The sequence below is a fragment of the Streptomyces liliiviolaceus genome, from assembly GCF_018070025.1.
GTDB classification, from domain to species: domain Bacteria; phylum Actinomycetota; class Actinomycetes; order Streptomycetales; family Streptomycetaceae; genus Streptomyces; species Streptomyces liliiviolaceus.
In genome coordinates, this window is the sequence record NZ_JAGPYQ010000001.1 from 1324312 (window position 1) to 1338744 (window position 14433).

13 protein-coding genes are annotated in these 14433 nt (G+C 70.3%); 8 read left to right on the top strand and 5 right to left on the bottom strand.

The genetic code is table 11. The features are described from left to right. Positions 1 to 5: 5 nt before the first annotated feature. The 4 genes from efeB to J8N05_RS05880 all read left to right on the top strand — a co-directional run bounded on the left by efeB (position 6) and on the right by J8N05_RS05880 (position 5086). Complete coding sequence (efeB, locus tag J8N05_RS05865; protein WP_210881392.1) at positions 6 to 1337, top strand: iron uptake transporter deferrochelatase/peroxidase subunit; 1332 nt, start codon at positions 6 to 8, stop codon at positions 1335 to 1337. Positions 1338 to 1405: 68 nt separating this feature from the next. Next, entirely contained in the window at positions 1406 to 2338 is a 933-nt protein-coding gene (gene pheA / locus J8N05_RS05870; RefSeq protein ID WP_210881393.1) for a prephenate dehydratase, read from the top strand. Between the two features lie 589 nt (positions 2339 to 2927). Continuing rightward, positions 2928 to 4205: a serine--tRNA ligase gene (serS, locus tag J8N05_RS05875; protein ID WP_210881394.1), complete on the top strand. Its 1278-nt coding sequence runs from the start codon at positions 2928 to 2930 to the stop codon at positions 4203 to 4205. Next, positions 4202 to 5086: an HAD family hydrolase gene (locus tag J8N05_RS05880; protein ID WP_210881395.1), complete on the top strand. Its 885-nt coding sequence runs from the start codon at positions 4202 to 4204 to the stop codon at positions 5084 to 5086. Before serS ends, J8N05_RS05880 begins: the two co-directional genes overlap by 4 nt. A gap of 312 nt (positions 5087 to 5398) precedes the next feature. Here J8N05_RS05880 and J8N05_RS05885 read toward each other — a convergent pair whose 3' ends face one another. The 5 genes from J8N05_RS05885 to J8N05_RS05905 form a co-directional block, all read right to left on the bottom strand. Next, a complete protein-coding gene (locus tag J8N05_RS05885) occupies positions 5399 to 5683 on the bottom strand; it encodes an SGM_3592 family protein (protein WP_210881396.1) in 285 nt (94 codons plus the stop codon). Between the two features lie 181 nt (positions 5684 to 5864). Further along, complete coding sequence (locus J8N05_RS05890) at positions 5865 to 6584, bottom strand: ABC transporter permease (protein ID WP_210881397.1); 720 nt, start codon at positions 6582 to 6584, stop codon at positions 5865 to 5867. 11 nt (positions 6585 to 6595) lie between these two features. Continuing rightward, positions 6596 to 7507, bottom strand: coding sequence for an ABC transporter ATP-binding protein (locus J8N05_RS05895; protein ID WP_210881398.1), 912 nt, complete (start codon positions 7505 to 7507; stop codon positions 6596 to 6598). Between the two features lie 49 nt (positions 7508 to 7556). Beyond that, on the bottom strand, positions 7557 to 8480 hold the full coding sequence (locus J8N05_RS05900) for an ABC transporter permease subunit (protein ID WP_210881399.1): 924 nt from the start codon (positions 8478 to 8480) through the stop codon (positions 7557 to 7559). Beyond that, positions 8470 to 9483, bottom strand: a complete 1014-nt coding sequence (locus tag J8N05_RS05905; RefSeq protein WP_210890038.1) for an ABC transporter ATP-binding protein — start codon at positions 9481 to 9483, stop codon at positions 8470 to 8472. Before J8N05_RS05905 ends, J8N05_RS05900 begins: the two co-directional genes overlap by 11 nt. Before the next feature lie 311 nt (positions 9484 to 9794). Between J8N05_RS05905 and J8N05_RS05910 the strand changes: the two genes are divergently transcribed. Genes J8N05_RS05910 through J8N05_RS05925 form a run of 4 tightly spaced genes read left to right on the top strand, consistent with a single transcriptional unit; the run spans position 9795 to position 14347 of the window. Then, positions 9795 to 10655: a M24 family metallopeptidase gene (locus J8N05_RS05910; protein ID WP_210881400.1), complete on the top strand. Its 861-nt coding sequence runs from the start codon at positions 9795 to 9797 to the stop codon at positions 10653 to 10655. Further along, entirely contained in the window at positions 10652 to 12448 is a 1797-nt protein-coding gene (locus J8N05_RS05915) for an SDR family oxidoreductase (protein WP_210881401.1), read from the top strand. The genes J8N05_RS05910 and J8N05_RS05915 overlap by 4 nt, the downstream gene beginning before the upstream one ends. Beyond that, on the top strand, positions 12445 to 13344 hold the full coding sequence (locus J8N05_RS05920) for a metal-dependent hydrolase (RefSeq protein ID WP_210881402.1): 900 nt from the start codon (positions 12445 to 12447) through the stop codon (positions 13342 to 13344). The genes J8N05_RS05915 and J8N05_RS05920 overlap by 4 nt, the downstream gene beginning before the upstream one ends. A gap of 58 nt (positions 13345 to 13402) precedes the next feature. Next, positions 13403 to 14347, top strand: coding sequence for a MerR family transcriptional regulator (locus J8N05_RS05925; RefSeq protein WP_210881403.1), 945 nt, complete (start codon positions 13403 to 13405; stop codon positions 14345 to 14347). Positions 14348 to 14433: the final 86 nt, after the last annotated feature.

Below are 14433 nucleotides of genomic sequence, written 5' to 3' on the forward strand. Positions count from 1 at the left end.
ACACCATGGCTGAACAGTCCACTCCGAAGACCCCTGTTCCGAAAACCCCTGCTCCGAAGAGCCCTGTTTCGAATACCCCTGCTTCGGAGCCCTCCTCCAGCGGTGTCGTCTCACGGCGGCGTCTGCTCGGCACCGCCGGTGCCGCGGGCCTCGCGCTCGGCGCGGTGGGCGGAGCCGCCGGTTACGCCGCCGCGCCCGCCGCACCCACCGCCGACCGGACCGCGCTCCTCAACTCGGTGGGCGCGGACGAGGCGATGTTTCACGGGAAACATCAGCCGGGCATCACGAACGCCCTGCAGGCCAAGGGCCATCTCGTCGCCTTCGACCTGGCGGCGGGCGCGAGCCGCAAGGAGGCGGCGGCCCTGCTGCGGCGCTGGTCGACGACCGCCGAGCGGCTGATGGCGGGCGAGGCGTCCGCGAACGACGACACGGACGTGGCGCGCGACGCCGGACCCTCGTCCCTCACGGTCACCTTCGGCTTCGGCCACAGCTTCTTCGCCCGTACGGGACTGGAGAAGCAGCGCCCGATCGCCCTCGACCCGCTGCCCGACTTCTCGTCGGACCATCTCGACAAGGCCCGCAGCAACGGCGACCTGTGGGTCCAGATCGGCGCGAACGACTCCCTCGTCGCCTTCCACGCCTTGCGCGCGATCCAGCAGGACGCGGGCCGGGCGGCCAAGGTGCGCTGGCAGATGAACGGCTTCAACCGCTCGCCCGGCGCCACCACACGCCCGCTGACGGCCCGCAATCTGATGGGGCAGATCGACGGCACCCGAAATCCCAAGCCCTCGGAGTCCGACTTCGACCGGCGGATCTTCGTGCCCGACGCGGGCGACCCGGCGTGGATGGCGGGCGGTTCCTACGCCGTCGTACGCCGTATCCGGATGCTCCTCGACGACTGGGAGAAGCTCTCCGTCACGGACCAGGAGGACGTGATCGGGCGCCGGAAGTCCGACGGGGCACCGCTGTCCAGCGGCACCGGCGGCACCGAGACGACCGCGATGGATCTGGAGAAGACCGGCGGCGACGGAAAGCTGCTCGTCCCCATCAACGCGCACGCCCGGATCACCCGTCCCGACGAGAACGGCGGCGCGGCGATGCTCCGCCGGCCCTTCTCCTTCCACGACGGCATCGACGCGGACGGTGTGCCGGACGCGGGGCTGCTCTTCGTCTGCTGGCAGGCCGACCCGTTGCGCGGTTTCGTACCGGTGCAGCGCAAGCTCGACCGCGGGGACGCGCTGTCCACCTTCATCCGGCACGAGTCGAGCGGTCTGTTCGCGGTGCCGGGCGGGGCGGCGAAGGGGGAGTACGTGGGACAGAAGTTGCTGGAGGGCTGAGATCAGCTCACCGGGGCGGGGTTCCGGAAGCGTGAGCCCAGTTCCGCCAGGCCCATTAGGGTGAGGCCATGCCAGCCAGCTACGCGTATCTCGGCCCCGAGGGCACCTTCACCGAAGTCGCCCTGCGGACTCTTCCGGAGACGGCCACCCGGCAGCTCGTCCCGATGGTGTCCGTCCCCGCGGCGCTCGACGCCGTCCGGGCCGGGGAGGTCGAAGCGGCGTTCGTGCCGATCGAGAACTCGGTGGAGGGCGGCATCACCACGACGATCGACCAGCTGGCCGTCGGCGAGCCGCTGATGATCTACCGCGAGGTGCTCCTCTCGATCACCTTCGCGCTGCTGGTCCGGCCCGGCACGAAGCTGTCCGACATCAAGACGGTGAGCGCGCACCCGGCCGCCCAGCCGCAGGTGCGCAACTGGATGAGGGACAACCTCCCGGACGCCATCTGGGAGTCGGCGGCCTCCAACGCGGACGGCGCCCGTCTGGTGCAGGAGGGGCGTTACGACGCGGCCTTCGCGGGCGAGTTCGCGGCGGCGCGGTACGGCCTGGAGGCCCTGGAGACCGAGATCCACGACGCGGAGAACGCGCAGACCCGGTTCGTCCTGGTGGGCCGGCCCGCCCGGCCCGCGGCGCCGACCGGTGCCGACAAGACGTCCGTGGTGATCTGGCAGCGCGACGACCATCCCGGCGCCCTGCTCGAACTGCTCCAGGAGTTCGCGGTCCGCGGCGTCAACCTGATGCTGCTGCAGTCCCGGCCGACCGGTGAGGGCATCGGCAACTACTGCTTCGCCATCGACGCGGAGGGGCACATCGCGGACCGGCGGGTGGCCGAGGCGCTGATGGGGCTCAAGAGGGTCTGCCCGAAGGTGCGGTTCCTCGGGTCCTATCCGCAGGCCGACGTCGATCCGGCGGACGTCCGCGCACCGCGGGCCGGTACCTCGGACGGCGAGTTCGCGGCGGCCTCGGACTGGCTGGCGCGCTGCCAAGACGGCCGCTTCTAGCCGGTCCTGCCTGCTGGTCCTACCTGCTGGTCCTACCTGCTGGTCCTACCTGCAGATTTTCTTCGTCCACAGAAGTTATCCACAGGCTCGCTTCTCGACCTGGGGACAAGTCGACAACGAAGCACTACATGGTCGACAAATCGGCCTATGACCCACAACTGCTTCCACAGCCCCGCAGGTCACCCTTCGTCCACCTGTTTTCCCTGACCAATCCCTTAGAGGGAACCATTTCCACCCGAACGTGGGTGTAGAGAGGGTTTGGATCGGGAATTCCCCGCCCCGGATGCGGCTTTCGGAACGATCACTTCCGATGTCCACAGATCTTTCGCACAGCCTGTGGATAACTTTTCGAGGGTGTGGATTCCTGTGGACAACCCCCATGCCAAGTCCCTTGCGCCACAAGGGAATCGAGTCAACCCGCCACCTCCCGCCTGCCCCGTTCCAGGGAGTTGGGCCCTTTTCGATTGACGCGGATCCGACGAGGATCGACACAATTCAAACGATTCGACAATTCTCGCAAAGCATGACAGAAGCGACAGATCGGAATACCGGGTCGTGTCCCGGAACCCCGCACCGGTAGCCTTGTGGGGTGATTGACCTTCGCCTGCTTCGTGAGGACCCCGACCGTGTTCGCGCCTCCCAGCGCGCCCGTGGAGAGGATGTCGCGCTCGTCGACTCCCTGCTCTCCGCCGACGAGCGGCGCAGGTCGTCCGGCGTCCGCTTCGACGAGCTGCGCTCCGAGCAGAAGGCGCTCGGCAAGCTCATCCCCAAGGCCTCGGGCGACGAGAAGGCCGAGCTGCTCCAGAAGGCCGGCCGGCTCGCCTCCGACGTCAAGACGGCCGACGCCGAGCAGCACGAGGCGGACGAGGAGACCAAGCGGCTCCTGCAGCAGCTCGGCAACCTCGTGCACCCCGACGTCCCGGTCGGCGGCGAGGAGGACTTCGTCGTCCTGGAGACGCACGGCACGATCCGCGACTTCGGCGCCGAGGGCTTCGAGCCCAAGGACCACCTGGAGCTCGGCGAGGCGCTGGGCGCCATCGACGTCGAGCGCGGCGCCAAGGTGTCCGGCTCGCGCTTCTACTACCTGACGGGTGTCGGCGCGCTCCTGGAGCTCGCCCTCGTCAACGCGGCGATCGCGCAGGCCACGGAGGCCGGCTTCATCCCGATGCTGACCCCGGCGCTGGTCCGCCCGCGCGCCATGGAGGGCACGGGCTTCCTCGGCCAGGCCGCGGAGAACGTGTACCACCTGGAGAAGGACGACTTCTACCTGGTCGGCACCTCCGAGGTCCCGCTCGCGGCGTACCACATGGACGAGATCCTCGACGCGGACAAGCTGCCGCTGCGCTACGCGGGCTTCTCGCCGTGCTTCCGCCGCGAGGCCGGCACGTACGGCAAGGACACCCGGGGCATCTTCCGCGTGCACCAGTTCGACAAGGTCGAGATGTTCTCGTACGTCGATCCGGCGGACGCGGAGAACGAGCACCAGCGGCTCCTCGACTGGGAGAAGCAGTGGCTGACCGGCCTCGGGCTGCCCTTCCAGGTCATCGACGTGGCCTCGGGCGACCTGGGCTCCTCCGCCTCGCGCAAGTTCGACTGCGAGGCGTGGATCCCGACCCAGGGCAAGTACCGCGAGCTGACCTCGGCCTCGAACTGCGACGGCTTCCAGGCCCGCCGGCTGTCGGTGCGCATGCGGGACGGCAAGAAGGTGCAGCCGCTCGCGACGCTGAACGGCACGCTGTGCGCCGTTCCGCGCACGATCGTGGCGATCCTGGAGAACCACCAGCTGGCCGACGGTTCCGTACGGGTGCCCGAGGTGCTGCGTCCATATCTGGGCGGCCGTGAACTGCTGGAGCCGATCTCCAAGTGACCGGCACCACCCAGTCCACAGAGACCACCCAGTCCACAGGGTCCACAGAGACCACCGGGGCCTCCGAGGCATCGGAGGCGTCCGGGGCGTTCCCGTACAAGCTCGTCGCGACCGATCTCGACGGAACGTTGCTGCGCTCCGACGACACGGTCTCGGAGCGCACCCGTGAGGCACTCGCCGCGGCCACCGCGGCGGGTGCCGCGCACCTCGTCGTCACCGGCCGGGCGGTGCCCTGGACCCGGCACATCCTCGACGACCTCGGGTACGAGGGCCTCGCGGTGTGCGGCCAGGGCGCCCAGCTGTACGACGCCGGGGCGCACCGGCTGCTCACGTCGGTGACCCTCGACCGGCAGCTGGCGGGGCTCGCCCTCGCCAAGATCGAGGCGGAGGTCGGCCCGCTGGCCCTCGCCGCGAGCCGCGACGGACTCGACGGTGACGTGCTGGTCGGCCCCGGCTACCGCGTGCAGGGCCTGCTGGAGTCCGTCCCGTTCACCGACGTGGCCGAGCTGTGGGCCGCGCCCCTGACCAAGATGTACATCCAGCATCCCCGTCTCACCGACGACGAGCTGACGTCCGCGGCGCGGGCGGCGGCGGGCTCGCTGGTGAACATCGTGATGGCGGGCGAGGGCATCGTGGAGATCCTGCCCCTGGGCCTGTCCAAGGCCACGGGGCTCTCCCTGGCGGCCCGCCGCCTGGGCGTGAAGGCCGCCGACACGATCGCCTTCGGCGACATGCCGAACGACATACCGATGTTCGCGTGGTCGGCGCACGGCGTGGCGATGGCCAACGCCCACACCGAGCTCAAGGCCGTGGCCGACGAGATGACCCTGTCGAACGACGAGGACGGCATCGCGGTGGTGCTGGAGAGGCTGCTGGGCTAGGCCCTAGCGGCTCCACGGCGTCTCGGCACCTCGGGTCCCGCCCGGGAGGGGCGGCCCGCGCGGAGGTACGCGCTCGAAGCGGCCGCCCCGGGCAGCTCCCTGACGGGGCGGACCCGACGGAGCTGACTACTCCGGAGCCCGCGCGCTGCCCTGCCGGGAGCCCGACGCACCGCCACTGAAAGGCATCGTCGTGCTCCTCACCCGGACTGCGGCGCCGGAGGAATCCGGCGGCCTGGACATGACCACTGTGCCCGTGGGACGAGTCGGACGCCACTGAATAAAAGGGCGTCCGGCGCACGGCGGGCGGGCCGCTCAGCGGCGCCGCCACCTGCGCCGCCGCGCCTTGCTGAAGAACCATCCCGCGGGCGGCTCGTCGGAGCGCCAGGGCTGTGGATCGGGGCCGCCCTCGCGCCAGCGGGCGGCGAGCATACGGGCGCGCGCGGACGGCTCGGCCGTGTCGGCGGACCGTATGAAGTCCTCGTCCAGGACGAGTTCGTCCCAGACCTCCCCGGCAACCTCCCCCCGGCCTTCGCCGGGGCTCTGCCCGTCACCGCGTCCGTCGCCACGTCCGTCACCGCGTGGTGCCTGTGCTGCCATCCCCGTTCCTCCTCGTCGCATCCCCTCGGGCAAGTGTGCCGTCACCGGCGTAAAACCGACTTCAAGATCAAAACGCACGGCACGATCGAACCGCACGGCACGATCGAAACGAATGCGGCTCCACGCGCGCGTGGAGCCGCATCGGCCACCGGAGGCCCCGCCTCACCGGGCCCCGGAAGGCCTACTCCTCGCCGGCCAGCGTCAGCGTCCGCAGCTTCTGTCCCGCGAACCAGGTGGCGGCGACGGTCACCACGACCAGCAGCACCGTGCCGGTGGTGAGACCCACGTCCGAGGTGACGAGATCGCCGCCGGAGACCTTGTGGGCCACCGCGAGCGACCACTGCTGGACGCTGAGCGTCTTCGCCCCGGAGACCAGCGTCCCGAAGAGCGCCTCCCACACGAGGGCGTACACGAGCCCGAAGACCACCGCGTGCCGCGTGATGGTGCCGAGCAGCAGGAAGAGCGCGGCGTACGCGATCGAGGCGACCAGCGCGGCCACGGTGTAGGCGACGGCGACCTGCTGGCCGTTGCCGTTGAGGATCAGCCCGGCGAGGAACGTCGGGACCGCTGAGAACACCATGGTGACGGCGATGGCGACGATCAGCTTGGTGAAGATGATCGTGGGGCGCTTGACCGGCTTGGCGAGCAGGTAGACGACCGAGCCGTCGTCGATCTCCGGGCCGATCGCGCCGGTGCCCGCGATGACGCCGATGATGGGCACCATCGTGGCGAGCGCGAAGCCGCCGAGGACGTCCGCGGCCACCTGGTCGTCGGCGCCCGTGAAGCCGCGTACGGCCGCGGAGATGACGATCAGCAGGACGGGCAGGGCGCCCAGGATGAGGGCCCGGCGGCGGCCGAGGAGGCCGCGGTAGGTGAGCCGGGCGACTGTGGGGTCGTACATCTTTCGGCCTCCTACGCCGCGACGAGATACGAGAAGACGGACTCAAGGGACTCGTCGGACGGCGAGACCGTGAGCAGTCGGATGCCGTGGTCGCGGGCCACGCGCGGCAGCAGTGCCGTGAAGCGCGGGAAGTCGACGGCCTGGATGCGCAGGGCGCCCTCCTGGAGGTCCACCTCGATGCCGGACGTCGACGGGTCGGCGATGAGCGCCGCCGCGAGCGCGCGGTCGTCGCTGGAGCGGACCAGATAGCGGTGCGGGCGGTCGGTCATCAGGCGGCGGATCCGGCGGAAGTCGCCGCTCGCCGCGTGCCGTCCGGCGACGATCACCTCGATGTGCGAGGCGAGCTGCTCGACCTCCTCCAGGATGTGCGACGAGAAGAGGACCGTGCGGCCCTCGTCGCCCATCCGCCGCAGCAGGTCCATCAGCTGCATGCGCTGGCGCGGGTCCATGCCGTTGAAGGGCTCGTCGAGCAGCAGCAGCGAGGGGTTGTGGACGAGCGCGGAGGCCATCTTCACGCGCTGGCGCATGCCCTTGGAGTACGTCGAGATCTTCCGGTCCTGCGCGTACTCCATCTCGACCGTGGCGAGGGCCCGGTGCGCGGCCTTGTCTCCGAGGCCGTGCAACTCGGCGTTGGCGACGACGAATTCGCGGCCCGTGAGGAAGTCGTACATCGCCTCGCGCTCGGGGACGATGCCGATCTGCTGGTAGATCTCCTCGTTGCGCCAGGTCGGCCGGCCGTCGAGGGTGACGGAGCCGGTGGAGGGGGCCAGGAAGCCGCCCATCATGTTGATGAGGGTGGACTTTCCGGCGCCGTTCGGGCCGAGCAGGCCGGTGACGCCGGGGCCGATGGTCATGGTGATGTCGTTGACGGCCACCACGTTGCCGAACCAGCGCGAGACGTGGTCGATGGTGAGGGTGCTCATGGGCGCGGCCCGTTCCTTGGAAGGGTGGTGGCGGACGACGGGCGGGCGGTCACAGTCCGACCTTTCGGTAGCGGCGCATCAGGAGGCCGTAGCTGCCCGCGACGAGTCCGAGGACGACGAGCAGATACACGACGCCCTGGCCGCTCGAAGGACCGTCACCGCCGGGGAACGCGGACGTGGCTCCCAGGAAGGCGGTCTGCACCCCGTCGATCAGCGTGATCGGCGAGAAGAGGCCGAGCCAGGCGATCGCGTCGGTGCTGGACTGGTCGTAGGCGATGGCCTGGACGGTGGACACCGCTCCGTAGGAGATGGTCAGCACGGCGATGACGGCGGCGATACCGAAGCCGCGGCGCGGGGTGACCGCCGAGATGACCAGGCCGATGCCGGCGAAGAGCAGGGAGAGCAGTGCCACGGAGACGAGCCCTTGTCCGAAACCCTTGGTCTGGTCCCAGAAGTCGAGTTTGGCGAGCAGCGCTCCCACGTACAGCACGAGCAGCGGTGCGGCGGTGAGCATGAACAGCGCCGAGGCGAGCGCCGCGTACTTGGCGCGTACGTAGTCGGCGGTCTCGATGGGGCGTGAGAAGTACAGCGGGACGGTCTTGAAGCGCAGGTCGCGGGAGACGGACTGCGGTCCCTGGGAGGCGACGTACAGGCCGATGACGGCTTGCATGATGACCGCGTAGCGCGTGTAGTCGACGGGCAGGTCCTTCGCCTTGGTGGCGACGGCGACCGCGACCATGATCAGTGCGGGGACGCACATCACCACGAAGAGCAGCATCGGCAGCACTTTGGACTTCACCGAGCGGCCGAGGCCGTACGAGCCGCGCAGGGACATCGAGTAGAGCGAGCGGCGGGCGTACGCGCGGCCCAGGCGCGGGCCGTCGTAGTTGCGGTAGCCGATGTTGTGGATCCGGGTCTGCTCGCCCGCGCGGGCCGGAGCCGGGACCTGTGCCTGGGGCTGCTCAACCGCCATGGCCGACCGCCTCCTTCCGCTGTTCGTCGCCGTCCTTCAGGGCCGACCGGGCTTCGGCGTCCCTGGCTGCCTGCTCGTCGCTGTCCTTGAAGACCTCCGCGATGTGGTGCCTGCGCTGCTCCATGCGCACCAGACCGAGGCCCAGGTCGGCGACGACGTCCCGGACGAGGTCGTACGTCTCCTCGCCCTGCGCGGTGAGCAGGAGGATGTGGCCCGCGCCCGGCAGTCCGCTGCCGTCGTGGGTCTCGACATCGCGCGCGTGGAGCGCCTCGCGCAGTGCGCCGGTGCCGTCCGGGTGCTCGTCCGTGTCGGTGACCTCGACCGCGAGGATCGCGGTGCGCTGGGTGAAGTCCGTGGTGGAGCTGGACCGCAGGAGCTTGCCGCCGTCGATGACGACGACGTGGTCGCAGGTGCGCTCCAGCTCGCCGAGCAGGTGCGAGGTGACCAGGACGGAGATGCCGAAGTCGGTGTGGATACGGCGGATCAGGCCGAGCATCTCGTCGCGGCCGACCGGGTCGAGGCCGTTCGTCGGCTCGTCGAGGAAGACCAGCTGCGGGTCGTGGACCAGCGCCTGCGCGAGCTTCACGCGCTGCTTCATGCCCGTCGAGTAACCGCCGATGGGGCGGTACCGCTCCTCGTAGAGGCCGACGTGGCGCAGCGTGTCCGCGGTGCGCTCGCGGGCCGCCGCCGGGGGCAGGCCGGACATGCGCGCCATGTGGACGACGAACTCGGTGGCCGAGACGTCGGGCGGCAGGCAGTCGTGCTCGGGCATGTATCCGACGCGCTCCCGGATGTCGCCGCCCCTGGTGGCGACATCGAGTCCGAGCACCGCGGCGCGGCCCTCGGTGGCGGGGGACAGCCCCAGCAGGATCTTGATCAGTGTGGACTTGCCGGCTCCGTTGGCTCCGACGAGTCCGGTCACACCGGGCCCGACGTCCACGGAGAGCCGGTCAAGAGCGGTCACCCTGGGGAACCGCTTGCTCAGGCTTTCGGTCGCGATCACAGTCACGATTCGAAGGTAGTGGCGCAGGCCACATCAGTCGTCAGACCTGGGAGCTGTATCGCTGTCACTCTCCAGTCGTACGGGCCCGTAGGGGTCCCCCTCAGGTCGAACAACCGACGGCCGCCGCCGTGCCCGGGTCGCCCGGGGTCGGCCGGATCACCCGGGGCGCCCGGGGTCGCCCGGGTTGTCCACAACCACATGGTTTTCCACAGGTCTCGCACCCACCCCTTGACGCAGCCGCCGACAATGGTCACATTCATCAGTGTCAAGTTACGGGCGCGTACGGCAGTCGGCTTGGAACGGACGGTGGCATGACCTCAGCAGTGGCTCCGGCAGGGGCCTCATCCGGCCCGCTCGCCGCGGAGCTCGGCGGGTTCAGGCAGGTGCAGCGGCTCGCGTACGCGTGCGCCGAGGCGGTGGCCGCGCGGCTGGAGCCGGGTGTGACCGAGCGCGAGGCGGCGCGGATGCAGCGCGCGTGGCTGCACGAGCGCGGGGTCCGGGACTGGTTCCATCTGCCCTTCGCCTGGTTCGGGGACCGTACGGCGTTCGCGGGCTTCCGGATCCCGCTGCAGTTCTTCCCCACGAACCGGCGGCTGGAGCCGGGGATGCCGTTCATCCTCGACATGGCCCCGATCCTCAAGGGCTGCACCGCGGATATCGGCTACTCCGGCTCGCTGGGCCCGAATCCGGTGCAGGACCGGCTGCTCGCCGATCTGGAGGCGCATCGCGAGCTGCTGCTGCGCGAGGTGCGCGAGCGGCGCCCGCTGCGGGAGATCTACGAGGACGTGGACCGGCTCATGGTCCGCCAGGGCTACGCGAACCGTCATCGGGCGTACCCCTTCGGCGTGATCGCCCACAAGGTGGACCGCGTCCGGGAACGGCGCTGGTCACCGCGTCTGTTCGGCTTCGGCGTCCAGTCACTGAAAGGGCTGGCGGGCGACGCGCTGCACGGCCACCGCGACGGCTGGTCGCCCCTGTGGTCGCCGTACCGCTTCTCCGACCATCCGCCGCATCCGGGCCTGTGGGCGGTCGAACCGCACCTCGGATTCCGGGGCACGGGCGCGAAGTTCGAGGAGATCCTCGTGGTCACCGACTCCCGGGACCCCGAGCAGAGCGCGTTCTGGCTGGACGACGATCTGCCGCACGTGCGGCGCTGGGCGGAGGACGAATGACCCTTGGTGAAGGACGAGTGCCCCTGGCGGGCGGAGTGCCCCTCGCGGGCTGGCGTGAGCGCCGGGTGCGTACGGGCGGTGTCGAGCTGTGCGTCGTCGAGTGGGGCGATCCCTCGGCGCGGCCCACGGTGGTGCTCGTGCACGGCTATCCGGACTCCAAGGAGGTGTGGTCCGAGGTCGCCGGGCGGCTGGCCGAGCGCTTCCATGTCGTGCTGTACGACGTGCGCGGCCACGGCAGATCCACCGCGCCCCGGCCCCTGCGCGGCGGGTTCACCCTGGAGAAGCTGACGGACGACTTCCTGGCGGTCGTGGACGCGGTCAGCCCGGACCGGCCGGTCCATCTGGTCGGCCACGACTGGGGTTCGGTGCAGGCCTGGGAGTTCACCACGGTCAAGCGCACGGAAGGGCGGATCGCGTCCTTCACGTCGATGTCCGGTCCGTCCCTCGACCACTTCGGGCACTGGATCAAGAAGCGCATGTCCCGCCCGACGCCCCGCAAGGTCGGGCAACTGCTCGGCCAGGGCGCCAAGTCCTGGTACGTGTACCTGCTGCACACCCCCGTCCTGCCCGAACTGGCCTGGCGCGGCCCCCTCGGCAAGCAGTGGCCGAAGATCCTGCGCCGCCTGGAGAAGGTCCCCGCCGGCGGCTATCCGACCTCGTCGCTGCCCAGGGACGCGGCCAACGGCGCTTGGCTGTACCGCGACAACATCCGTCCCCGCCTGGGCAGCCCCCGCGGCGACGCGTACGCCCACGCGCCCGTGCAGCTCATCACGCCTCTGGGAGACGCCTACCTCTCGGAGCGGCTCTACGACGAACTGGAGCAGTGGGCACCGCAATTGGTGCGCCGCACCCTCCCGGCCAAGCACTGGATCCCGCGCACCCGGCCCGACCAGGTGGCGGCCTGGATCACCGAGTTCGTGACCTCGACCGAGGGCGGGCGGCCGGCACCGGCGGTGAGCGGTCCGCACGCCGAGCGCTTCGGCGGGCAGCTCGTCCTGGTCACCGGCGCGGGCAGCGGCATCGGACGGGCCACCGCCTTCGCGTTCGCCGAGGCCGGCGCGCGCGTGGTGGCCGTCGACCGGGACGCGGAGAGCGCGGCGCGCACCGCGGAGCTGTCCCGGCTCGTCGGCGCCCCGGAGGCCTGGGCCGAGACGGTCGACGTCTCCGACGAGCAGGCGATGGAACAGCTGGCCGCGAAGGTCGCCGCCGAGTACGGGGTGGTCGACGTCCTGGTGAACAACGCCGGGATCGGGCTGTCCGGCTCCTTCCTCGACACCACCGCGGAGGACTGGCGCAACGTCCTCGACGTCAATCTGTGGGGCGTGATCCACGGCTGCCGGCTCTTCGGCAAACAGATGGCGGAGCGCGGACAGGGCGGCCACATCGTCAACACCGCGTCGGCCGCCGCGTATCTGCCCTCGAAGGCGCTGCCCGCCTACAGCACCTCCAAGGCGGCGGTGCTGATGCTCAGCGAGTGTCTGCGCGCCGAGCTGGCGGGCCGGGGCATCGGCGTCTCGGCGATCTGCCCCGGATTCGTCAACACCGCCATCACCTCGACCGCGCGCTTCACCGGAGTCGACGCCGCCGAGGAGAAACGGCGCCAGAAGAGGTCCGCGCGGCTGTACGGGCTGCGCAACTACCCGCCGGAGAAGGTCGCCGAGGCCGTGCTGCGGGCCGTCGTCCGCAACCAGGCCGTGGTGCCCGTGACGGCGGAGGCCCGCGGCGGCCGTCTCATGTCCCGTTTCGCTCCCAGGGCACTGCGCGCGATCGCACGGATGGAGCCACCGCTGTGACAGAGCACCACGCCATCACCCCCCGCCGGGTCTCCTTCGACTGGGAGCGGACCCCGCTCCACTGGATACCGGACGAGCCGACCGCCACCCACGTCATCAATGTGCTGCATCTGCTGCTGCCCGCGGGGGAGCGGTGGTTCGTCAAGGTCTTCAAGGAAGGCCTGCCGCTGGTCACCGACCCCGAACTGCTCAAGGACGTCAAGGGGTTCATGGGCCAGGAGGCGACGCACAGCGTGCAGCACGCGTACGTGCTGGACCATCTGGCGGCGCAGCGCCTGGACACGGACGCGTACACGAAGCATGTCGAGTTCCTCTTCCGGCGGATCCTCGGTGAGACTCCGCCGCTGGGCCGCGTACCGGCCCGGGAGTGGCTGCTCTTCCGGCTCTCGGTGATCGCGGCCATCGAGCAGTTCACGGCGGTGCTCGGCGACTGGGTGCTGGCCGCCGAGGGGCTTGACGAGGCGGGCTCCGACGAGGTCATGCTCGACCTGCTGCGCTGGCACGGCGCGGAGGAGGTCGAACACCGCGCGGTCGCCTTCGACATGTACCAGCACTGCGGCGGCGAGGGCCTGCCCCGGTATGCGCGCCGGGTGGCGGGCATGGCGGTCACGGCCCCGGTGATGCTGTACATGTGGGCGTGGGGCGCGGGCTATCTGATCCGCCACGATCCCCGGCTGGCGGGTGGGCTGCGCTATTCGCTCGGGGCGCACAACCGGGCGGTGCGCAAGGGGCTGTTGCCCACGTGGAAGGAGCTGGGCTCGGCCGTACCGCGTTATCTGCGGCGCTCGTACCATCCTTCGCAGGAGGGCTCGATGCGCCGCGCGGTCGAGTATCTGGCGACGTCGCCCGCGGCCCGGGCGGCTGCGGGGGCGATCGGCAGGGCGGCGATCGCGTAGCCGACGGGCCCTCGGGAGGGCAGGAACCGAAAGGGCAGGAACCGAAGGGGCAGGGACTGTGATCGAGGAGTCGGCCGGCGCCGCGTACCGGATCGAGGACCTGGCGCACCGCAGTGGCGCCACGGTCCGGACGATCCGCGCCTATCAGGACCGCGGGCTGCTCCCCCGCCCGGAACGGCGCGGGCGCGCCAATCTCTACGCGGACACCCATCTGGCCCGGCTGCGGCAGATCGCGGACCTGCTGGACCGCGGCTACACCCTGGCCTCCATCAAGGAGCTCCTTGAGGCCTGGGACGCGGGGCGCGGTCTGGGCGGCGTGCTCGGTCTGGTCGCCGAGGTCCACGGGCCGTGGACGGACGAGGAGGCGGTCCGTATCTCACGGGCCGAGCTCGACGAACGGTTCGGCGGTCACCCGGACGACGCGGCGGTGGCCGAGGCGATCGAGCTGGGAGTGCTCGAACGGATCCCGGGCCAGGACGACACGTTCCTCGTGCCGAGCCCCCAAGAGCTGGCGGTGGCGGCGGAGTTGTACGAGGCGGGCGTTCCGCTGTCCGCGATCTCCAGCCATCTGCGGGAGTTGAGGGGCCAGGTGGAGCACATCGCCTCCCGGTTCCTGGAGTTCACGGCCGAGCACGTCTTCGCCCGCTATCTCGGCGAACACCCGCCGAACGACTCCGATGCCACGGAAGCGGCCGCGCTCGTACGCCGCCTGCGGCCGCTCGCACGCCAGACGGTGGACGCCGAACTGGCCCGGGCCATGCAGCTGTTCGCCCATCGACAGCTGCGCCGGCATCTCGGTGTGGAGAAACCCCGGGCGGACGCGGAGGAGACGCGTACCGTGGCGGTCCCGGCCGCGACAATGACCGCTGTGGAAGGGCTTGTCGGCGCGGAGCACGCGGCCGAGTTCATCGCGCTGGCCGCCGAACGCGAGGTCAGGGCACGGGCCTTGGACGCACTTGCCGCACACCGCCCTCAAACAGCCGAAGTTGACGAACCATCATAAAGTGTAAGGGAGTTGTCCACAGATTCCGCAACTACGCCTGTGGATAACGCATTTGGCTGTGGATCAAACCTCCGGGCCAAAATCAA